The sequence below is a fragment of the Paenirhodobacter sp. genome (assembly GCF_050177655.1).
GTDB lineage: Bacteria > Pseudomonadota > Alphaproteobacteria > Rhodobacterales > Rhodobacteraceae > Rhodobacter.
On the sequence record NZ_JBFXGV010000021.1, the window covers coordinates 1 to 20,131 of the forward strand.

Sequence of the window (20,131 nt, forward strand, 5' to 3'; positions counted from 1 at the left end):
CGGCCGCGCTCGGACGGGCCCGACAGCATCGACAACCTGATGGCGAACCCCCGCAACAACCCGCTCGAAGACCTCGCGATGCATATTCCGATGATCTGCGACCGCTACGAGCTGCGCGACGACATGCCCCCCGGCGCGGGAGAGTTCCGCGGCGGCATCGGCGTGGTGAAGGCGCAGCGGCTGCTCACGCCGGGCTTCATCACCCATGAATCGGAGCGCCACACCGACGCGCCCTGGGGCATCTTCGGCGGCACCGAGGGCGCGGTGGGGCGCTGCACGATCCACAACACGGCGGGCGGTGCCGCGCGCGACATGCCCTCGAAATTCTCCGGCCTCGCGGTCGCGGCGGGGGATGTGATGACCTATTACAGCCCGAATGGCGGCGGCTATGGCGATCCGCTCAAACGCCCCGCCCGCAAGGTGCTCGACGATGTGCTCGACGGGTTCTGCACGGTCGAGCGGGCGCGCGCGGTCTATGGCGTGATCGTCGATCTCGAGGCCGAGACCGTCGACATGGCCGCGACCGAGGCCGCCCGAGAAAAGATCCGGGCCGCACGCTAGCGGCCCGCCTCCCCAAACGGCCCGCAAGAGGCCGACACCCCAACATCGCAACAAGGAGACAGCCATGACCATGGCCGACAAGGCGGGAGATTTCTCGCCCGGAAGAACTGCGCTCATCGAAGAGTCGCTCCTGCCCACCACCCTCGAACAACGCTCCATCGGAATGTGGGGCTATGCCTGGATCTTCGTCGGCATCGCGGTGATCATCGCGACCTATTCGCTCGGCGCGACCGGCATTCAGGGCGGGATGGACCTCGCCACCGTGGCGCTGACGATCCTCGCCGCGAATATCGTGATCGGCGCGGTGATGACGCTCACCGCCGATATCGGCACCGAACACGGGCTGTCCTTCGCGGTCTATCTGCGCGCCCCTTTCGGCGTGCGCGGCACCCATCTGCCCTCGATCTCGCGCGGGCTCGTCGCCTCGATGTGGTTCGGGATCCAGACCTATCTCGGCGCGCTCGCGCTCAACGGCATCGGCGAATATTTCCTCGGCTTCGAGAATTGGGTGCTGTGGTATGCGCTCTTTTGCGTGGTGCAGGTGGTCAATACCGCCTACGGCATCCGCGCGGTCGAGAAGCTCGCCGAATTCGCCGCCCCGGCGATCATCGCAATCTCGGTGTGGATGTATTTCACCCTCGACGGGGTGGCGCAGACCAAGGGGCTGAACATCTGGACCTTCACCGGAACCGGGCAGATCTCGCTTGCGGTGCTGTTCATCACCAATATGGGGTTCTGGTCGACGCTGGCGATCGACATTCCGAACCTGACGCGCTTCGTCAAGCCGATCCCGGGCACCCCGCGGTTTTTCAAGCGCAACCGCAACATCTTCCTCGCGCAGCTCGTGGCGCTGCCGGTGACGCAGGCGCTGATCGCGGGGATCGGGGCGATCTCCTTCATCGCGGCCGATAACTGGAACCCGGTCGAGGTGATCCAGGCGCAGGGGCAGGGGGTTTCGCTGCTCGTCCTGCTGGCACTCGTGGTGCTCGCGCAATGGTCGACGAACAACTCGGCCAACCTAATCCCCGCCGCGCTGACCTTCGTCAACCTCGCGCCGCGGGTGGTGAACTACCGTGTCGGCGTGGTGCTGGCGGGGATTGCGGGGACGCTGTGCTTCCCCTGGCTGATCCTGAACAACCTCTTCGTGTTCCTGGGCTATTACGGTGCGTTCCTCTCGGCGATCGGCGGCATCGTGATCGCGGATTACTACGTGTTGCGGCGCCGCCGGCTGAACGTGCCCGCGCTTTACGACATGACGGGGCCGTTCCGCTATACCGCCGGTTTCAACGTTCCGGCGCTGCTCGCCTGGCTGGTGGCGGGGGGGATCGCGGCCTGGTTCGTGCAATATGCCTTCGTCATCGGCCTGCCGCTCGGCTTCGTCTTCTACCTCGTCTTGATGAAGACCGTGGTGCTGCCGCGCGCGCCGCAGCCCGAGATGGCGCCGGGGGCCACGGGCTTCCTGGCCACCACGGTCGGGCGCAGCTGGGTGCACGAGGGCGATGGCCGCTTTGCGCTGCATGACCACGGCGACGGGGTGGAGCGCGAAGACCTCTGAGCTGCCGCGGCTCCGCGCGGCGGGATGTCGCGCGGGGCCCTCCTGTTTTTCGGGACCGGTCATGCGCCCCCCGGTTCGGAAAATTTCCGCCCCCGGGCGCGGCGCTGGGGGCGGGAACCGCTTTTGCGGAACGGGGCGTGCGGGAAGGGGGCGTCGCCCCCGCCCGGTGATCAGAGACTGGCGCGCAAGGCCTGGGCCAGCGAAATCCGGGTCGCGGAGAAGGCGGCGATCCCGCCTCCGATGATCCCGACCGCAAGGCCCAGCGCGCCGCCCGCCAGAAGCACGCTGCCGTTCACGCGCAGATCGAACCCGGTCTGCGTCTGTCCGCCGCCGAGGGTGCTGGCGTGGAACCCGTTGAAGATCAGCCATGACGCGAGCATGCCGACGATCGCCCCGATCGCGCTGAGCACGATCGCCTCGCCGCAGGTGCCGAAAAAGGCGGCCAGACGCGAGAAGCCGAGCGTGCGCACGGTGGCGAGTTCGGTGCTGCGATCGGCGACCGAGGTCATCATCGTGTTGAGCGCGCCGGCGATGGCCCCGGTCGCCATCAGGATCGCCAGCGGCCAGCCGAACATCCGGATCAGGGCGCCGGTGCGCTCGGATTGCGCGGCAAAGAGCGCGATCTCCGAACGCGCGACCAGAGGCATCTGCGAAAAGCGCGGCAAGGCGTCCTGGAGCGCCTGCAGCCCCGCGGGCGAGGTCAGCGCGACGCGCAGGCTCTGGATCCGGCCCTGTGCGTCGAAGGCGGATTGCACCGCGTCCAGATCGCCCCAGATCTCGGATTCGAAGGCGCTGCCATTGGCCGTGAACTGGCCGACCACCGTCCAGTCGACGCCGCCGATACTCACCTTGTCGCCCAGTGAAAGCCCCTTGTAATCATGCGACAGACGGGCACCGACGACCAGTTCGCGCGCGCCCGGGCTGAACAGGCGGCCCGCCGTGATATGCGCGTTCCGGCGCAGGGCGGGGCCGGTCTGATCCATCCCGCGCAGCGCCAGCGTCTGCGGCGCGCCATTGGCGGCGCGGGGCAGGTCGACCGGCACCACCAGTTCGCGCGAAAGCATGAGCTGCCCCTGCGCGTCGCGTTCGACGCCGAAATCTTCCTGGCTGGCCCGCATCGCGCGCACCACGTCACCCGGAATGGTCGAGTTGCTTTCCTGATTGGTGCCATTGCCCAGGATCACCGCCACCGAGGCCGAGCCGGCCCCGACGGTCGCGGTCTCGAACCCTTTCGCCATCGAGAGGAACCCGATCAGGACGCAGACCACCAGCGCGATCGACAGCACCATCGCCGCCGAGATCCAGAGCCGGCGCGGCAGGCTCGCCAGCCCGATCGCGATCATGGCGATGCTTTGTTTCAACAGGGAAAACACGTCGGTTACCTCGCTCTTAGGGTCGCGTTGACCGTCATTCGGGTTGCCATCATCGCCGGCATCAGACCGGTCAGGGCGCCGCAGATCAGCATGATGGCCAGCGCTTCGATCAGGATGCGCGGATCGAGGACAAGCCCCAGCGCCGGGCCGATCCCGAGGGTCGCGATTTTCGAGAGCGCGAGGCCGATCAGGCCGCCGGTGACGAAAATCATCAGCGATTCCGCCAGAACCAGCAGGAGGATGGTCGCATTGCGAAAGCCCAGCGTCTTGAGCAGGCCGATCTCGAAGCGCCGCTCGCGCATCGCATAGAGCAGGGCATTGGCGACGATCATCAGGATCGTGACGAAGGCGGCGGCATTGACCAGCCCCACGATCAGCCCGATATCGGCGAACTGGCGCAGGAAGGCCTCGAGGAACTGCTTTTCCGACTGGGTGCGGGTCGGGAAGGCGGTATTGGCGAATTGGGCGTCGACGCGCGCGGCGAGCGTCGAGGCCGGGGTGCCCGCCGCGGGGCGCAGGATGAAGCCGCTCACGGTGTCCTGCCCCTCGGCCCGGGCCGCGTTCACATAGTCATACTGGGCGAGCATGAAATAGGTGTCGGTATTGGAATTCGCCCCGTCGAAGATGCCCGCGACGCGAAACCGCCAGTTGCGGCTGCCATCTTTTTGCAGCGTGCGGAAGGCGGTGACCTCGACGCTTTGTCCGACGCTCCAGCCCTGCGCCTCCGCCAGCGCGCGGCCGACAAGGACCAGATCGCGCGCCGGGGCGAGGCTGTCGATCATCTGCGCGCTCACCCCCAGCTCGGGGCCGTTGGTCTGGGCCAGGCCGGCGATGTCGATGGCGCTGACCGGGACGACGTTCTTCTCGATCTGCGAGAACCCCTTGAGACGGGTCATGTAGGCAAGCGCGCCGACCCCTTCGATCTGACCGATCCTGTTGCGATCCGAAAGCGGCAGCGGCTGATCGCGCCCGGTCTTGTTGGTCACCGTCAGCAGGTCGTCGCTTGCGCCGGTGGCGCCCTGGGTGCCGTTCTGGAAGCTCTCGGTCAGCCCGAAGATCACGAAGGCGACGGCAACGCAGAGCACCAGCATCAGGGTGCGCAGGGGGCGCCGCCAGGCCGAGCGCCAGGCAAGTCCTGAATAGGTCATGCCAGCACCTTTTCGCGTTCGACGAACTGGCCCTTGTTCAGATGCAGGGTGCGGGTGGCATGCCCGGCGGCCTCGGCGTCGTGGGTCACCATGACGATGGTCTTGCCCAGTTCGCTGTTGAGGAAGCGCAGGATGCGCAGAACCTCGTCGGCGGAGGCCCGGTCGAGGTCGCCCGTCGGCTCGTCGCAGAGCAGCAGCTTCGGGTCCGACACGAGCGCGCGGGCAATCCCGACACGCTGCTGCTGCCCGCCCGACATCGTGTTGGGGAATTGCCTTTCGCGCCCTTCCAGCCCGACGAGCGAGAGGATCCGCGCGACCCGCTCGCGTCGGGCCCGGCGGCTGATCGGCTTGAGCATCAGCGGCAGCTCCACATTCTCGGCGATCGTCAGCATCGGCATGAGATTGTAGAACTGGAACACGATCCCGACGTTATGGGCGCGCCAGCGCGTCTTCGTGGCCTCGTTCATCGTCTCCAGATGCGCCTGGCCGACGTGAACCTGCCCCGCATCGGGCGTGTCGATGCCCGCAAGCAGATTGAGCAGGGTTGACTTGCCCGAGCCGGAGGGGCCCATCAGCGCAAGGAACTCGCCCTGCGGGATCGAGAGATTCAGATCGGTGAAGATCGGGATCGTTTCCGATCCCACGCGAAAGCTCTTGCTGAGGCCCCTGATCTCGATGAAGGGCGGGGTGGTGTCGGTGTTCGTCACGGGGTTGATCCTTGCTGCGGGACGGGCGAGGGGGATGGCGTGACCAGGCGAATGCTGGCGGCCATGTTCGGGCGGATGCCGTCGGGGGGATCGCTGAAAGACAATCGGAGTCCGACGGTGCCCTTGTCGGCGGAGATGGTCGGTTCGACGCGGGTGATCCGGACCGGGAACGGGTGGTCGGGGTAGCCGTCGAGCACGGCCTGACCTTCCTGGCCGGGGCTGAGCGCCGCGATCCGGGTCTCCGAGACATCGGCGTCTATCTCCAGATCGTCGGTGTCGGTGATCGTCATCAACGCGCTGTCGGTGCGACCGGCGTCTTCCTGGGCAAGGACACTGTCGCCCAGATGGACCTCGAGGGCGGTGATCACCCCCGCGAACGGGGCGCGCAGGGTCAGCCGGTCGGCGCGGTTTTGCGCCTGTTTCAGGGTCAGCTCGGCCGAGGCGAGGCTTTCCCGGGCCAGCGACACGCTGTTGCGGGCGCTGTCGCGATCGGTCTGGGCGGTGTCGAGATCCTGCTGCGCCAGGTTGCCCCGGTCGTGCAGCTGCTGCGCGCGGGCGAGCGCCTTTTCCGCCTGCCGCAGGCTGATCTCGTCGCCTGCGAGCGCCGTCTGCGCGCTGCTGAGGGCGATCCGGGCGGCTTGCAGCGAAAACTCCGCCTCGGCGTCGGTCAGCTGAAGCAGGATCTGGCCCTTGGTGACCCGGTCGCCAAGCTGAACCGGCAGGGCGGTGACCTCTCCGGCATATTTGGCGTGGATCACCGTTTGGGTCGGCGCCACGACATAGCCCGACCCCGTGATCTCTCCTCCGGGGAGCGCCTGCGGCACCGGGGATGGCGCCGCCTGGGCGCCGGCCGTGGCTGCCGCGCGCGGATGATCCGCCGCCACCGCGCTCGCCGGCGATGTGGAGGACGCGGAAGCCCCCGCGACGGGGGCGCTGTCCTGGGCCAGGAACCGGGTGTTCCCGGATCCCGTTCTTGCCTGGTTCCAGAAAACCAGCCCTGCCGTCGCACAAAGCACGAAAGTGCCGAGAGCGAGCGTCAGGCTTCGCGACGCGCGGGGCGACTTCCAATCATCGTCACCGGCGAGCGGATCGAGGGGGAGCGCACGAAGCGCCTCGGCAAGTTTCCGATCGGAGTTGGTTTGCGTGTTCATGCCGCAAACCTGGGCGCCCGAGGACGAGATCGCGACCTGAATCCCGCCGCGCAGGTTCTGAATCACGCTTTGATACCACGGGACGTTTCCGGCGCGGTCTTCCTGCGCCCCCGACGCACCCCGGAAGGTTTCGTCTAGCTCATTGAACTCATGGCGATTTCGCTTTTGTTGCCGCGGCTGGTACGCCAGTCCTTCGGCGCCAGATCGGTGATCCGGCGAAATTCGCGATTGAAGTTGGATTTGGTCTGGAAACCGACGTCGAACATGATTTCCGTGATCGGTTTCGAGGTGGTCTCGAGCAATTCGCAGGCTTCGGCGATTCTGAAACCGTTGACATATTGCGAGACGTTCTGCCCGGTGCTCATGTTCACGGCCTGCGAGATCTGGCGCGTGGGGATCATCGCCTTGCGGGCGATGCGGTCCAGATTGAGATTGGCGTCGCGGTAGAGTTTGCGCTCCTGCATCAGCACCGAAAGCCGGGCCATCGTCTCTTCGACCGTGTCCTCGGAGGTGGCGCCGGCGATCTCGGCGGTCTTGTCCTGGCTGGGTTCTTGCGGCGTGGTCAGGGGGGCGGCGGGCGGGCTCCAGGGGGTGGCGGTGGTATCGGGGTAATCAATGCGGCCCCGGCTCGCTTCGCTGACCGCGACGCCGAGAACCCCGAGCATGATCATGTCGCCGATCGCCAGAACCGTGCTCACGTCGAGCGCGTTGTTCCAGAGAAAATCGAGGTAGATCACGGTATCGAACGCGGCGGTGAACAGCAGCACCATCGCGGCGAAGAAGATCGCGCGATAGACCCAGACGGTATCCTCGAGCGAGGTATAGCCCAGCGAATCCGCGCCCGACCAGAGCAGCCGCAACGCGGCGACGGCATAGCAGAAGAAGACGAACACAACCGTCAGGTCGATCGCATTGCGCCAGAACAGGCTCATCGTGATCACGGTGACCGCGGGGGCCAGAAAGATCGGGATTTCCCGCACATGGTGTTGCGTGTCGGCCCCGACCAGATGGCGCACGCCCGAATAGACCAGCGGCGGCACGATCGTCGCGACGATCGGGGAAACATAGGCGAGTTCCTGGATGTGGTAGCCCCATCTGAGCCCCAGAAGCACCGATTGCAGGGCGCTGACGATCAGCAGCAGCAGGAGCGGAATGTTGCGGCGCTTGCCGCGTTGATGGCGGATCACGCTGACAAACAGGATCACGAGGAGGATGGCGACAAAGAAAGGGAGAGGCACAAGTGGCATTACGTTAAAATCTTCTCCGATCCGGCGGCCGCATTGTCCCGCAACCCAGACGGGAATGCAACCGCTGCGCGTCGCATCGCCCCGCGCGGCTCCGGGCGCGCCCCGGTCCCGCTTTCGCGCCCCGGCCCGAGGCGAATCGAGGGCGCTTGCGGGGCAGGGGGGCGACCTGATTTCGGCACGACGTTTCATAAGGCAATCCGGGTCTTCGGGAAAACGCTACCTGATCCCGAAAAGGCGCGAAATCCGGGCGGGGTTTCGCCGCGCCGTCCTTGGATCCGCTTTGTCGCGCAGAGATCGGAAAGCGGAGCCCTCCGAGCGCCCGAGGCGGTCGCGTGCCGGGTAGCATATCCTGCAAAGCGTTAATTGTATTTTGTTATTTCGAGTTTTCAGGGTGAGTCGCGTAGCCGGCTACTCTCGGAGATCACGGGGCCGAGCGGGCCGATTTCGGACCTGCGACCGAATTTCGGACGACCAAAATCGTGATCAAGGTCGAGTGCCTGCGATCCGAAGACCTATCCCCTTGAGCATGAAACCGCCGACGACTTCGAGCCCATGCGATGAGGACGTCTCCGGGCTGGAAAGGACCCCGATACCTCATGCTCGTGCTCGATCAGATCCATCTGTCAACGACCGGCCAGACCTGCGTCGCGCTGAGCGATCTCGGCGGCAGCCATGGGTTGAGTGGCGGCCAGGCACGGATGTATGAACGCTTCTTCGGGCTTTCAAGCGTCGCCTGTCATCGCGACGATCTGGGCGCGATGCTGGCGCCGGTTCTGCGGGCCGCTTTTGCCGGGGTTCCCGTCGACAGGCGGGCCTCGGGGCAGCTCTTCTATTGCAAGACCCAGACGCACAACACCCTGAGCGATGGCGACTGGTTGCGCAGGCTGGCCGATGCCGAAGGGCTGGCCGGCTGGGACGTCTCGGCGGTCACGATGACGAGCTGCGCCTCGGCGCTGGCGCTGATGCATTTCGCGCAGCTCGCCGATACGGAAACGCCGCTGATCGTTCTGACCGGCGAAAAGGCCTTCCATCCCAGCATCTCGCGTCTGCCCGTGGGGCTGCTGGCGGAAGTTCCCGCCGCCGCGCTGTTCAACGCGGGGGCGGCGGGGAGCTGGCGCGTGCGGGGCACGACGGTGCGCCATCTGCCGCGCTTCTACAAGAATGCCGATGCGATGAGCGCCGAGGAGCGCGCGGCGCTGCAAGCCTGCTATGCCGATCAGCTCGGCGGTTTCGTCGCGGACAGTCTGGAGCAATACGGCCCGGCGCTGCACGAGGATTTCGTCTTTCTGCCGCACAACCTCAACCTGCCGGTGACGCAGGTTCTGTTGCGGCGCTTCGAGTGGCACAGCCGCTGTTTCCAGGGCGATATCGGCACTCTGGGTCACGCATTTTGCGCCGATATCTTCGTCAATCTGCGCGCCTTCGAGGCCAGCGACGATCCCCGGGATCGTGCGGCCAGGCAGATCCTCGTTCTGGCGGCCGGCACCGGGGTGACCTTCGCGACCTGCCTGCTGGAGCGGACCCCCAACCCCCCTTCCAAGGAGAAATGACATGAGCGCAACCACCCTGAAAGCGATCGAGGCCGCCCTGAGCGAAGTCACCGAGCGGCCGGTCACCGGGCTGACGCCCGAGACCCGTTTCGACCGCGATCTCGATCTCGATTCCTACATGTTCGTGCAATTCCTGCTGACGCTGGAGGACAAGATCCCGGGGCTGCGCTTCGATCCCGAGGCGATCGGCCAGCAGGAGTTCAATCTCGCGTCGAGCCTGTGCGACTATATCGAGGGCCAGACGACGGTCGCGGAAAATGCCTGAGCCGATCGCCCCCGAAACGCTCGACGCGCTGTTTCGATGTGCGCGCAAGCAGACCCCGGATGTCGCGTTGCGGATGCTGGGGCAGGTCGCGACCGGCATGCCGGCGGATCTGGTGATCAACGGATTTGCCCTGCACGATCTGGCCGACCCCCGGCTGGTCGACCCCTCCCGCCCCGGCGTCGCGCCGCGGATCCTCGCCCCGCTCGACGAGATCAGCCTCTCGGAATGGGGGCTGTGCCTGTCGCGCTGTGACGCGGGGCAGGGCGACGGGCGCCTCGACTGGCTTCAGCCGGGGCTGGTGGCGCTGCGCGCGGGGATGCTGATGCGCTGCCTCGACACGGCCTTTCTCCACCTCGAGGGACGCGAGAGCCTGGGGCAGAAACTGCTGCATCACCAGCTGATGAAGGCGCGGTTCTCGACGCTGAACGCCGATGTGATGCGGCTGCAAGACGAGCTGGGCACGCCGGCCCTGCAGCGCGATGCGGCCGGTCTTGCGGCGATGCAGCGGCTTCTGACGGGGCATTTCCGCGAAGCGGCAAAGCTGATGGGCGGTCATGGGCTGCTGGCGGGCCGTCTGCACGCGCTGGAATTTCTGGCCAATATCGTGATGGCCATTCACGCGCCGCGGGCGCCGGACAGGATCGGAAGCCTCGCATGAACGCGCTCGATCCGGTTCTGCCCGAGCCCGCTTTGCGCGCTCAGATCGCCTGTCCGGCAGATCCGGCCGCGATGCGGGAGATGACGCTGCTCTATCTTCACAGCCGGTCCCATGCGGATCCGCGGATGCCCCTGCTGCAGCACGTTCTCAGCGAGCGGGGCCATCGCGGCGCGGTGCATTCGCTGCGGGTCGAGACGGCGCGCGAGCTGGCGGATGCGCTGCTCTTCGCGCAGGCGCTGGCCCGTGGGGTCGGCACGCTGCAGATCCTGTTCGACGGCCTTCCGCCCGAGCTGATCCGGAACGGCTGTCCACCCGCCGCGCGCGGCCCGATGTCGGCGCCGCCCCTGCGCGTCGCGCTGCTCGATCGGTCCGGGACAGTCACCTGGCTCGTCGATCCGGCGGTTCCGGTCCTGTCCGATGCCGCCGCGCAACACCCCCTCATTCCGGAGTAAACCCATGCCGCCCGCCAATGCTTCCCTCGCCGATACGGCTTTTGCCGCGCCGCGCAAGCGCTTCGAGGCGCTCGCCACGGTGCGACAGATCCTGCTGATGGCGCTGCCCTTCATGCTGGGGGCGATCGTCACCTCCGCGCTCAATCTGGGCAAGATCGCGATCCTGGCCCATGCGGGCAACGAACAGGGGCTGAACACGCTGTCGCTGCTGCAACCCGCCTTCATCTTCGTGCTCGCCGTGATGGAGGGATTGGCGATCACCAATCAGGTGTTCAGCGCCCGCTCCAAGAACAACTGGCCGCGCCGGGGCATCGCCGCGGCGTCGTGGCGGCTTTCGCTGATCGGGATCGCGCTGCTGTCGGCGATCGCGCTGGCCGCCTATGGGCTTGGCCAGGGGCGCTGGCTGGCACAGGGGACGATCGGCGAGACGCTGCAGGCGATGCCGCTTTTCGTGCTGTCGATGGCGGCCTTCGTGGTGTTCGACATCTGTTACGCGGCATTGCGCGGACAGGGGAAACTGGCGCGTTCGCTGCTGCCCTTCATCGGGCTCGCGGTGATCGACCTCTCCGTGACCTATACGCTGAGCGCGCACTATGGCTGGGGGTTCGAGGCGGTGCTGGTGGGCAATCTGGCCGGGCCGCTGGCGATGCTGCCGATCACCATCTGGCTCCTGCGGCGTGAGGCGGGGCAGGGCCCGGCGGTCCCGGCGCCCGCGCTGCGCGCCCGTCTGGGACAGCTGCTGCTGGTCGTCGGCCTGCCGCTCGCGGCGTCGATCCTGGCCGGCGCGATCAGCGCGGCGGTGATCTTCCCCGCCCTTGCCGATCTGGGCCGGGACTATGCGTCGGGCTTCATGGTGGTGCTGCGGTTCCGCATCGCCTTCATGATCCCCGCCATCGCCTTCGGTTCGGTGATCGCCATCCTGATCAATCAGGCCGAGGAAGAGGGAACGCCCGAGGCGCGGCTGCGCTATATCCTGTTCGGCGTTCCGCTGCTGCTGATCGGCTACGGCATTCTTGCGGCGACGCTGCCCTATTATAGCCGCCCGGTGCTGGATCTGCTGCTGTCGCAGCGCGGCGATGGCGAGGCCCTGCGCGGCGTCACCGAGGAGGTGCTGACGCAGCTGCAGATCACCTTCTTCCTGGTGGCGGCGGCGGCGATGCTGCAGGTGATCCTCGAACAGCTCGGCCGGGCGCCGCATGTGTTCGTGATCACCATCGTGACCGAGGCCCTGACCTGTGGCGCGACGCTCTACGCGATCCGGCAGGGGGGCGATCTGAACCTCGTCCTGCTGATCCTCAAGGCGGTCGCGGGGCTGAGTTTCGCGGCGCTGCTGGTGCAGATGCTTCTGCTCGTCATCAAGATGCGGCGCGCAAATGCTGTATGAGATCGCCCTGCCTGCCCTGTTGCTGCGCGGCGCGGTGCAGCGTCTGCGCCCCGCCACGGTCATGCGCCCGGCGCCGGTTCCCGGCATGCGGTTGCGCGCCCAGAAATGCCGGCTGCGCCGTCAGGAGCTGGACTGGCTGTGCCGGGTTTCCCCGCGGCTCGGGGCGCGGCTGGTCCTGGCGCGGATCGAGCGGGTGCCGCGCGACCTGCGGTGCCGCAAAGCGCCCGCGATCCGGGTCTTCGGCGAGGCGGGGCAGCCGAAGCTGCTGCTGCTGCATGGCTGGAACGCGACCGGGGCGATGATGCATCCGCTGGCGCAACGCCTCGCGCGGCTCGGCTTCTCGGTCACGGTGCCCGAGCTGACGGCCCCCGGCCTTGCGCCGCATGGCCGGTTCGAGCCGCTGCACGTCGCCCGCATGCTGGCCCGTCAATTCGGCGCTGCCGGCCCCTATGCCGCGGTGATCGGGCATTCCGCGGGGGGGCTGGTCGGAGCGCTGGCGGCCTCCGAGGGGCTTGGCGCGGCGCGGATCGTCACGATCAGCAGTTCGGCCTCGCTCGGCAGCCTCTATGCCGGGTATCTGAAGTTCACCGACGCCCCGGCGGCATTGCAAAGCGCGGTGCCGGCCTGCTATCGCGCCCGATATGGCCGCGATCCCGCGCAGGTCGGGCCGGCGGAATATCGGCGCTTCGGCGCGGCGCAGCTGGTCCTGCATGCGCGCAACGACTGGCAGGTCGCGCCGGCGGCGGCCTATCGGATCTGCGCCGAGCGCCCGGATCTGCAGCCGCGATTTCTGGACGCCTGCAATCACCGCACCGTGCTGGAACATCCCGATCTGGCCGACATCGTCGCCCGCTTCGCCCTTTGCGGGCCGGAGGTGGCGGCATGCTGAGCATCCTCGATGTCGAGCTCGCCTTTCCCGCGCGCACCGAACGGCTGGGCGAGATCAGCGCCGAGCTTGGCCTGAGCCGCAATCAGACCCGCATGTTCGACCGTTTCTTCGGCTTCGACAGGTTCCACCATGATCCCGACGAGTCCCAGCAGGCGCTGATCGGGGCGGCCGTCGCGCCGCTGCTGAAGCGCAATGCCGCGGCGGCCGAACGGCTTGGTCACGTCGGGCATTGCCATACCCTGCCGGCCACGACCCTGTTCGAGGGCGTGCATTCCGACATTCTGGCGCCCTTCGCGGGAAGCGGGGCCGAGGTCTTCTCGGCGACGATGAACCATTGCGCGACCGGCATCACGCTTCTGGGCGCGATGGAGCGGCTGCTCGCGCCCGGGCAGACCGGGCTGATCGTGATCGCGGAAAAGGCCTTTCATCCCGATATCCGGCTGATCGAGAACACCACGATCATGGGCGAGGGCTGCGCGGCGGTTCTGGTCGGTCCCGGGCAGGGGCGTTTCGATCTGATCGGCGTGCGCAGCTGCCACCTGCCGCAGTTCTGGCAAAACAGCGGTCACCGGAACGAGGGGTTCCTGGACGGTTTCGACGAGGCCTATCTGCCCTTCGCGATCGAGAGCCTGCGATCCGCCTGCGCGCAATACGGTGTCGCGGCCGAGACCCTGCGCTTCGTGCTGCCGCACAATGTCAACTTCGCCTCGTGGCTGCAGATCGCCAACGCGCTGGGATTGCGGCGCGACCAGCTCTGGCTCGAGACGATCGGGCGGGTCGGTCACTGCTTCGGCGCCGACCCGTTCATCAATCTGATCGAGGCGGAGCGCGCGGGCAGGCTGCGCGCCGGGGACAGGGTGGCCCTGTTCAGCATCGGTCTTGGGGCGACGGCGGCCTGTGCGCTGCTCGAGGTCGCGCCGAGGCCGCAGTGAACTCAGACACATATTCGCAAGCAGGAGATCTCCAGATGAGCGATGTATACATGATGATCCGCCAATGTCTTGAAAAGACCGGCCTCGGTCCGATGCGGGTGGGCGAGGTGCTTGGCGGGACGCCGATCTTCGGGGAGGCGGGGCTGCTCAATTCCCTCGAACTGGTCCATTTCATCACCTCGCTGAGCGAAGCCGCCGAGATCGACCCCTATGATCTGATGAAGGACGGCGACGAGGCGCTGCGCCGGACGTTCCGCGACATCCACCATCTCAGCACCGCCCTCACCGGCCTGCTGGGGCAGGCGGTGGAGGCCTGAGCCGTGAACATGCCGCAACGCCTCAACGGCGCCGAAATCGAGCAACGGATCGCAAGCCGCGTCGGCACGCCTTTCTACATGTATGACGCGCAGGTTCTGCGCCAGGGCGTGCGCAATTTCCAGGCCGCCCTGCCCGGGGTGGATCTGTTCTATTCGCTCAAGTCGAACCCGAACCTTTCGGTGACGCGCGTCCTTTACGAGGCGGGGGCCGGGTGCGAGGTCAGCTCGCTGCTGGAGCTGGAAACGGCGCTGGCGGCGGGGGCCAGTGCCGACCGGATCCTGATGGTCGGGCCGGGCAAGTCGCGTCAGGAGCTGTCGCGCGCCGTCGGGCTGGGGATCAAGGCCATCGTCGCGGAATCGCTCGACGAGCTGGCCGAGATCGACGCGCTGGCGCGGGGCGGCGCGCGGGTGCAGCCGGTCGCGCTCCGGATCAATCCCGACTTCGCCTCCAGCGGCGCGAAAATGGCGATGAGCGGAAGGGCGACGCAGTTCGGGATCGACCAGTCCCAGATCGCGACGGCGCTGCGTGCCGTCCGGACAGGCCCGAACCTGCGCCTCGCGGGGATTCATGTCTACATGGGCACGCGGATTCTGGCGCATGACGCGGTGGCCGGGAACATCCGCCGGATCCTCGCCCTCGTCGAGGAGCTGGGAGCCGATCTGCCCGCGCCGCTCGATTTCGTCGATGTCGGGGGGGGCTTCGGCATCCCCTATTACGACGGCGAGGCCGAGCTCGATCTGGCCGCGCTGGGGCAATCGGCCGGTCCCGCGATCGCGGGTTTCACGGCGCGCCATCCGCAGACCCGCGTCACGATCGAGCTCGGGCGCTATCTGTCCGGTCCCTCGGGGCGTTTCGTCACCGCCGTGCGCCAGGTCAAGACCTGCAAGGGAGAGAATTTCGCGGTCTGCGACGGGGGGTCGAATGTGCATGCGGCCGCGGCGGGGAACGGTTCCTTCCTGCGCAAGAACTTTCCGATCCGCCTGATCGGAGCGGGCGCGGCCGAACCCGTGGCGGCGGAGGAATGGACGCTGACCGGCCCGCTTTGCACGCCGCAGGATGTCATCGGCAAGTCGGTGCTTCTGCCCCGGGCGCCGCAGCCCGGAGACCTGATCGCGATCGCGCAGTCCGGCGCCTATGGTCCGAGCGCCTCGCCGACCGGATTTCTGGGCTTCGGCGCTCCGGCCGAGGTGCTCGTCGATGGCGAGGCGCTGCTGCTCGTGCGGGCGCGCGACGACATCGAGGGCCGGCTGGCGCAGCAGCGGCCGCGACCGCTGGAGCCGCTGACACCTGTGAGCGCCCCCGTGAGCGCCCCCGCGGCGCTGCGCGGCGCCGGGGACGCGGAAACCGTGCTGGCGGGCACGCCCTTCGCGGATCCCGCTCTGGATCATCTCGCCACGCTCGAGACGCTGTTTTGCGAGACCGGCGCCGCGCTCGACCGCGATCCCGAGGCCTGGCAGCCGCTCTGGGCCGATCCGCTTTCGCGGGCGCTGACGACGATCGGGGTGCCCGACGCCTTCAACTGCGCCCCGCTGGGGGAGACCGCGCTCGGCGTCGAGACCTGCGGCTACGGTCTGCATGTCGCGATGGTCGAACGGCTGGCCCGGTTCGACGCCAATGCCATCCTGGCGATGCCCGGGCCCTCGCTCTCGGGCGGTGCGGTCCGCGCCGTCGGCAGCCCGCAGCAGATCGAGCGCTTTTTCCGGGGCTATCTGACCGGTCCTCAGGCGACATTCTTCGCGGTGACGGAGCCGCAGGCCGGATCGGACGCCTCCAGCGGTCAGGCGCGGCTGAGCCGGGGCCCGGAGGGCTGGCGTCTGAACGGGACGAAGATGTTCATCGGCGGGGCCGCGCGCGCCGGGATCGGGCTGGTGTTTTGCCGCAACGAGGAAACCGGCCGTCCGGTTCTGGTGATGCTCGACCCGCACGCGGCCCCCGAAACCGTCGCGATCGAGCGGCTGCCCACGACCGGGCTGCGCGGCGCGGATCTGTGCCGGCTGACCTTCACCGACACGCCGGTCGGCGAGGACATGGTGCTGGGCGCGGCGGAGCGGTCGCTGCGCGACGGCTTCATGGCGATCAACGGCGTCTTCGAGCGCAATCGCCCGATGGTCGCGGCGCTGGCGCTGGGAAGCGGGCGGGGGTTGCTCGATCGTCTCGAGCGCCTGCCCGGTCAGGCCGGGCGGTTCGAGGCGCTTCGGGCGAGCCATCTTGCCCTGCTGCGTCAGCTGGCGCGGGTGATCGACGCCTATGAGGCCGGGCGCCCGAAGCTGGCCGAGATCTCGCGCGTCAAGATGCAGGCGGTGGCCTTTGCCGACCGGGTGGCGGAAACCGCCTTCGTGCAGATGCCCGCGGAAGTGCTCGCCGACCCCGATCTGGCGCGGCGCTGCCGGGATCTGAAAGCGTTCGAATATATGGAGGGCACGACCCATATCCAGATGCTCAACGCCTTTCGCTCCTATACGGCGGGGGTGGCGCAATGAGCCTGCGGCTGTCCTGCGAGGACATCGTCTTCTCGGAATTCGGAAATCTGGAACCTGCGCAGGAGAGCTGGCGCGAGGAAGCGGACTATTGGGAGGACTTCAACCGCCGCTTCTTCGCGTCGAACGGGCGCAGCTATGGCCCGCAGGACAGCAATGTCGCGGCCTGGCTCGGGGCTCCGGACCGGGCGCCCTATGCCGAGATGGCGCGGCTGTTGCTGCCGCGCCTGCAAGAAAGGCTCGGCCCGCTGGACGACATTGATTTCGTCCTGTTCGCACATTGGCTGCCGGACCTGCATCTGGGGACTTCGGTCACCAACTTCGCGCTGCATCATCTGGGGCTGGAAGGGGCATTCGGTTTCGCGCTGTCGGACCGGGGGCGGTCGGCGCCGCTGTTCGCGCTGAACTGTATCGACCGCTATCTGCAGGGACCGCGCCGCAAGGCGCTGCTCATGGTGATGGACCAGAAGCATCTGCTCTATCGCTCCGAATTGCTGGAGCGTCTCGATCCCGTCAATTGCGGCGCGGCGATGGTGCTCGAACGCGACGGCGCGCGGGGCAAGGCGCTGCGCGATTACCGCCGCACAGCCGGTGTCGGGATCGCCGGGGCCGGGGAGGTTCTGGCGGGGCTGATGCGGAGCTGGGGGTGCAGCGCGCAAGGCACGACGCTGATCGCCGATCCGGAGCTGCTCGAACAGCTGCGCTACACCGGCCCGTGCCTTCCCAACGCCGCGCGCCAGCTCTGCGCCGCGCCCTTCGCGCAGCTGGCCAGCGGCGCGGCGCGCGGCGATGTCGTCATCGCGATCCACGAACAGGATTGCCTCAGCACGATCTGGCTGAGCGCGGAAGAGACGAGGGCCGCGGCATGAGGCTTGCGGCGCTCTCCACCTATATCCCGCCCGAGCGGATCGCCGCCGAGGCGATCGTGCGCGCCGCGGGGGGCAGCCTCGCCGAGGCGCGGGTCTTCGAGCGCATGTTCGGGCTGCAGGCGGTGGCGCGGTTTCCGCAGGGCCGCGCGCTGAGCGATTTGTTCGCGCCGATGATCCCGGAGCTGGAGGCCGCGCATGACGGCGCGCCGCCCGATACGCTGATCACCGTCAGCGGCCTGCCCGGCAGCGGCGCCGAAACGCGGCTGAACCCCGGGGATCTGACGGCGCGGTTCGGTTTCCTGCGGCAGATCTCGCATCTTTACCGCATCGACCAGAACAATTGCGGCGGCGTCTTCTGGGCGCTCGACATGGCGCGCAACCTGCTGACGGCGGGCGGGGCGCGTTCGGTTCTGGTGCTGGCGGGGGACACCCATGCGCCGCTTGCGCTCGCCGATCGTTACCTGCCCGGATGCACGCTGATGGGCGATGCGCTTTGTGGCTTCGTTCTGGATCGCAAGCCGGGCGGGCTCCAGGTCGGGCCGATCGCGCTGCACAGCCATCCGGAATTCTGCTTCGGTCATGCCGGAAACAGCGCGCAGATGGGGCGTTTCTTCCGCGCGCATGGTGATCTGGTGCGCTCTGCGCTGGATGCGGTCGGCTTCGACTGGTTCGGGCAGGGGGCGCTGTTGCCCCATAACGTCAATCGCTTCGCCTGGCAGAGCTTCGCGCGCGAGACCGGGCTGCCGGCCAGCCGGATCCGGCTCGGGCTCCTGCCCGATGTCGGGCATTGCTACACCACCGACCCGTTCCTGCTGCTGGCGCAGGAGCTGTCGGCCACGCCGCGACCGCCGGCGCCGCTGACCCTGGTCTCGGCCGGGATCGGCGGTTTCGTCGGCGCCTGCCGGCTCACGCCCGAGGCCTCCCTCTCTCTGCTGTCCTCATTCCAGATCAAGGAAACCGTATCATGACCGCGCCTCCCACCCTTCTGACCCGCTTTCTGGACGATGCCGCCGCGCGCTACGGGGACAGGCTGGCCGTCGAGGATCAGACCCGCAGCCTCAGCTATGCCGCGATCCATGCGGCGAGCCTGCGCATCGCCGGGCATCTGACGGCGCGGGGTGTGAAGCCCGGGGATCGCGTCGTGCTCAGCATGACCAATTCCGCCGCGTTCTGCGCCGCCTTCTGGGGGGCGCTGCGGGCGGGGGCCTGCGTGGTGCCGCTCAACCCCGAGACCCGGATCCAGAAGCTGCGCTTCATCTTCGCCGATTGCACCCCGGTCGCGGTGATCGCGGACGACACGCTGACCGAGACGCTCTGCGCCGCGGCGGAGGCGGCGGGGCTCTCGCCGCTTTTGCTGATCAACGGCGAGGGCAGCGCGCTTGCGCAGTTGATCGACGCCGCGCCGGCGGAGGCGCGCCCGCAGGCGTCGGAACCGGCGATGATCGACCAGGATCTCGCGGCGATCATCTACACCTCCGGCTCGACCGGCGATCCGAAGGGGGTGATGCTGTCGCATCTCAACATGACGACGGCGGCCCGGTCGGTCGCGCAATATCTCGGGTATCGGGCGGAGGACCGGATCTTCTGCTGCATCCCGATGACCTTCGACTACGGGCTGCATCAGCTGACCATGGCGACGCTGACCGGTGCGACGCTGCTGGTCGAGCCCTCTTTCGCGCAGCCTCTCTTCGCGCTCAAGCGTCTGGCGCAGTCCGGCGCCAGCGTGTTTCCGATCGTGCCGACGATGGTGCCGCTGATCGCGCCGCTCGCGGATCGCTTCGATCTTGCGCGCGTGCGGCTGGTGTCCTCGACCTCGGCGGCGCTGCACGGGCGGTTCATCGACGGGCTCTCGGCGATGTTTCCCGCCGCGCGGATCTTCTCGATGTACGGGCTGACGGAGTGCCATCGCTGCACCTATCTCGATCCGGCCGAGTTGGAGCAGCGCAAGAGCAGCGTGGGCAAGGCGATTCCGAACACCCGGATGTGGGTCGTCGATGCGGCCGGGGTTGCCCATGACCGCGACGCGGTCGGAGAGCTGGTCATCCGCGGCGCGACGGTCATGCGCGGCTATTGGAACAACCCCGAGAAGACCGCGCAAAAGCTGCGCCCCGGTCCGCTGCCCGGGGAGATGGTGCTTTACACCGGCGATACCTGCCGGATCGACGCCGAGGGGTTTTTGTATTTCATCGCCCGCTCCGACGATATCCTCAAGGTGCGCGGCGAGAAGGTCGCGCCCAGCGAGGTCGATGCCGTTCTGGTGCGTCATCCGCAGGTGGCCGAGACCTGCGCCTTCGGCGTCGAGCACCCGGTCTATGGTCAGCAATGCGTCGCGGCCGTGGTCGTCGCGCCGGGAGCCGATGCGCCCGATGCCGAGGCCCTGCGGCGCTGGTGCCTGCAGCATCTCGAGCCCCATGCGGTTCCGGCCGATCTCTGGCTGACGCCGCAGATCCCGCGCAACGGCAACAACAAGGTCGACCGTCAGGCGCTTCTGGCGCTCTACCAGAAGGCCCGTGCGGAGCGCCGGGACGCCGCGCGCCAGGCCCCTTCCGCCGCCGGGCGCGTCTCGCGCGCCGCCCCCACTCTGCAATCCTGAAG

Annotated in this window: 19 protein-coding genes; 14 read left to right on the forward strand and 5 right to left on the reverse strand. The window is 67.8% G+C overall.

Going from position 1 to position 20,131, the window contains the following annotated elements; all coding sequences use genetic code 11:
• Both AB7U46_RS09400 and AB7U46_RS09405 read left to right on the forward strand, forming a co-directional pair.
• Window positions 1-561 (forward strand): hydantoinase B/oxoprolinase family protein (locus tag AB7U46_RS09400; protein WP_428336703.1); only part of this gene is annotated, 561 nt, incomplete at its 5' end.
• A 64-nt stretch (window positions 562-625) separates the two neighbouring features.
• Window positions 626-2,116, forward strand: a complete 1,491-nt coding sequence (locus AB7U46_RS09405) for an NCS1 family transporter (RefSeq protein WP_428336704.1) — start codon at window positions 626-628, stop codon at window positions 2,114-2,116.
• A gap of 170 nt (window positions 2,117-2,286) precedes the next feature.
• Here AB7U46_RS09405 and AB7U46_RS09410 read toward each other — a convergent pair whose 3' ends face one another.
• From AB7U46_RS09410 to AB7U46_RS09430, 5 genes are all read right to left on the reverse strand, one after another.
• Window positions 2,287-3,489, reverse strand: a complete 1,203-nt coding sequence (locus tag AB7U46_RS09410; protein ID WP_428336705.1) for an ABC transporter permease — start codon at window positions 3,487-3,489, stop codon at window positions 2,287-2,289.
• Window positions 3,490-3,494: 5 nt separating this feature from the next.
• Window positions 3,495-4,637 (reverse strand): ABC transporter permease, encoded by a 1,143-nt coding sequence (locus AB7U46_RS09415; RefSeq protein ID WP_428336706.1) that lies wholly within the window; start codon window positions 4,635-4,637, stop codon window positions 3,495-3,497.
• Window positions 4,634-5,344 (reverse strand): ABC transporter ATP-binding protein, encoded by a 711-nt coding sequence (locus AB7U46_RS09420; RefSeq protein ID WP_428336707.1) that lies wholly within the window; start codon window positions 5,342-5,344, stop codon window positions 4,634-4,636. Before AB7U46_RS09420 ends, AB7U46_RS09415 begins: the two co-directional genes overlap by 4 nt.
• Complete coding sequence (locus AB7U46_RS09425; protein WP_428336708.1) at window positions 5,341-6,561, reverse strand: efflux RND transporter periplasmic adaptor subunit; 1,221 nt, start codon at window positions 6,559-6,561, stop codon at window positions 5,341-5,343. Before AB7U46_RS09425 ends, AB7U46_RS09420 begins: the two co-directional genes overlap by 4 nt.
• A 68-nt stretch (window positions 6,562-6,629) precedes the next feature.
• The gene (locus AB7U46_RS09430; protein ID WP_428336709.1) at window positions 6,630-7,931 is read right to left on the reverse strand and encodes a helix-turn-helix domain-containing protein; all 1,302 of its coding nucleotides are present in this window, start codon (window positions 7,929-7,931) and stop codon (window positions 6,630-6,632) included.
• A gap of 407 nt (window positions 7,932-8,338) precedes the next feature.
• Between AB7U46_RS09430 and AB7U46_RS09435 the strand changes: the two genes are divergently transcribed.
• Genes AB7U46_RS09435 through AB7U46_RS09490 form a run of 12 tightly spaced genes read left to right on the forward strand, consistent with a single transcriptional unit; the run spans window position 8,339 to window position 20,129 of the window.
• Window positions 8,339-9,292, forward strand: a complete 954-nt coding sequence (locus tag AB7U46_RS09435; RefSeq protein ID WP_428336710.1) for a 3-oxoacyl-[acyl-carrier-protein] synthase III C-terminal domain-containing protein — start codon at window positions 8,339-8,341, stop codon at window positions 9,290-9,292.
• A gap of 1 nt (window position 9,293) precedes the next feature.
• Entirely contained in the window at window positions 9,294-9,557 is a 264-nt protein-coding gene (locus AB7U46_RS09440; protein WP_428336711.1) for an acyl carrier protein, read from the forward strand.
• On the forward strand, window positions 9,550-10,215 hold the full coding sequence (locus AB7U46_RS09445) for a hypothetical protein (RefSeq protein WP_428336712.1): 666 nt from the start codon (window positions 9,550-9,552) through the stop codon (window positions 10,213-10,215). The genes AB7U46_RS09440 and AB7U46_RS09445 overlap by 8 nt, the downstream gene beginning before the upstream one ends.
• Entirely contained in the window at window positions 10,212-10,667 is a 456-nt protein-coding gene (locus AB7U46_RS09450; RefSeq protein WP_428336713.1) for a hypothetical protein, read from the forward strand. Before AB7U46_RS09445 ends, AB7U46_RS09450 begins: the two co-directional genes overlap by 4 nt.
• 4 nt (window positions 10,668-10,671) lie before the next feature.
• Entirely contained in the window at window positions 10,672-12,051 is a 1,380-nt protein-coding gene (locus AB7U46_RS09455) for a hypothetical protein (protein ID WP_428336714.1), read from the forward strand.
• Window positions 12,041-12,940: an alpha/beta fold hydrolase gene (locus AB7U46_RS09460; protein WP_428336715.1), complete on the forward strand. Its 900-nt coding sequence runs from the start codon at window positions 12,041-12,043 to the stop codon at window positions 12,938-12,940. The genes AB7U46_RS09455 and AB7U46_RS09460 overlap by 11 nt, the downstream gene beginning before the upstream one ends.
• Window positions 12,934-13,872: a 3-oxoacyl-[acyl-carrier-protein] synthase III C-terminal domain-containing protein gene (locus AB7U46_RS09465; RefSeq protein ID WP_428336716.1), complete on the forward strand. Its 939-nt coding sequence runs from the start codon at window positions 12,934-12,936 to the stop codon at window positions 13,870-13,872. The genes AB7U46_RS09460 and AB7U46_RS09465 overlap by 7 nt, the downstream gene beginning before the upstream one ends.
• 35 nt (window positions 13,873-13,907) lie before the next feature.
• Window positions 13,908-14,189 carry a hypothetical protein gene (locus AB7U46_RS09470; RefSeq protein WP_428336717.1) on the forward strand — a complete coding sequence of 94 codons (282 nt, stop codon included), beginning with the start codon at window positions 13,908-13,910 and terminating at the stop codon, window positions 14,187-14,189.
• Window positions 14,190-14,198: 9 nt separating this feature from the next.
• Complete coding sequence (locus AB7U46_RS09475) at window positions 14,199-16,670, forward strand: acyl-CoA dehydrogenase family protein (protein ID WP_428336748.1); 2,472 nt, start codon at window positions 14,199-14,201, stop codon at window positions 16,668-16,670.
• Window positions 16,667-17,536, forward strand: a complete 870-nt coding sequence (locus AB7U46_RS09480; RefSeq protein WP_428336718.1) for a hypothetical protein — start codon at window positions 16,667-16,669, stop codon at window positions 17,534-17,536. Before AB7U46_RS09475 ends, AB7U46_RS09480 begins: the two co-directional genes overlap by 4 nt.
• Window positions 17,533-18,504, forward strand: coding sequence for a hypothetical protein (locus AB7U46_RS09485; RefSeq protein ID WP_428336719.1), 972 nt, complete (start codon window positions 17,533-17,535; stop codon window positions 18,502-18,504). The genes AB7U46_RS09480 and AB7U46_RS09485 overlap by 4 nt, the downstream gene beginning before the upstream one ends.
• Window positions 18,501-20,129, forward strand: a complete 1,629-nt coding sequence (locus tag AB7U46_RS09490; protein WP_428336720.1) for a class I adenylate-forming enzyme family protein — start codon at window positions 18,501-18,503, stop codon at window positions 20,127-20,129. Before AB7U46_RS09485 ends, AB7U46_RS09490 begins: the two co-directional genes overlap by 4 nt.
• Window positions 20,130-20,131: the final 2 nt, after the last annotated feature.

What these genes read in the sequence shown, in the direction of transcription:
- AB7U46_RS09435 (WP_428336710.1), top strand. Translation starts at nt 8,339, where the DNA reads ATGCTCGTGCTCGATCAGATCCATCTGTCAACGACCGGCCAGACCTGC.
- AB7U46_RS09475 (WP_428336748.1), top strand. Translation starts at nt 14,199, where the DNA reads ATGCCGCAACGCCTCAACGGCGCCGAAATCGAGCAACGGATCGCAAGC.
- AB7U46_RS09450 (WP_428336713.1), top strand. Translation starts at nt 10,212, where the DNA reads ATGAACGCGCTCGATCCGGTTCTGCCCGAGCCCGCTTTGCGCGCTCAG.
- AB7U46_RS09460 (WP_428336715.1), top strand. Translation starts at nt 12,041, where the DNA reads ATGCTGTATGAGATCGCCCTGCCTGCCCTGTTGCTGCGCGGCGCGGTG.
- AB7U46_RS09490 (WP_428336720.1), top strand. Translation starts at nt 18,501, where the DNA reads ATGACCGCGCCTCCCACCCTTCTGACCCGCTTTCTGGACGATGCCGCC.
- AB7U46_RS09405 (WP_428336704.1), top strand. Translation starts at nt 626, where the DNA reads ATGACCATGGCCGACAAGGCGGGAGATTTCTCGCCCGGAAGAACTGCG.
- AB7U46_RS09470 (WP_428336717.1), top strand. Translation starts at nt 13,908, where the DNA reads ATGAGCGATGTATACATGATGATCCGCCAATGTCTTGAAAAGACCGGC.
- AB7U46_RS09445 (WP_428336712.1), top strand. Translation starts at nt 9,550, where the DNA reads ATGCCTGAGCCGATCGCCCCCGAAACGCTCGACGCGCTGTTTCGATGT.
- AB7U46_RS09455 (WP_428336714.1), top strand. Translation starts at nt 10,672, where the DNA reads ATGCCGCCCGCCAATGCTTCCCTCGCCGATACGGCTTTTGCCGCGCCG.
- AB7U46_RS09480 (WP_428336718.1), top strand. Translation starts at nt 16,667, where the DNA reads ATGAGCCTGCGGCTGTCCTGCGAGGACATCGTCTTCTCGGAATTCGGA.
- AB7U46_RS09440 (WP_428336711.1), top strand. Translation starts at nt 9,294, where the DNA reads ATGAGCGCAACCACCCTGAAAGCGATCGAGGCCGCCCTGAGCGAAGTC.
- AB7U46_RS09485 (WP_428336719.1), top strand. Translation starts at nt 17,533, where the DNA reads ATGAGGCTTGCGGCGCTCTCCACCTATATCCCGCCCGAGCGGATCGCC.
- AB7U46_RS09430 (WP_428336709.1), bottom strand. Translation starts at nt 7,931, where the DNA reads ATGAAACGTCGTGCCGAAATCAGGTCGCCCCCCTGCCCCGCAAGCGCC.
- AB7U46_RS09465 (WP_428336716.1), top strand. Translation starts at nt 12,934, where the DNA reads ATGCTGAGCATCCTCGATGTCGAGCTCGCCTTTCCCGCGCGCACCGAA.
- AB7U46_RS09415 (WP_428336706.1), bottom strand. Translation starts at nt 4,637, where the DNA reads ATGACCTATTCAGGACTTGCCTGGCGCTCGGCCTGGCGGCGCCCCCTG.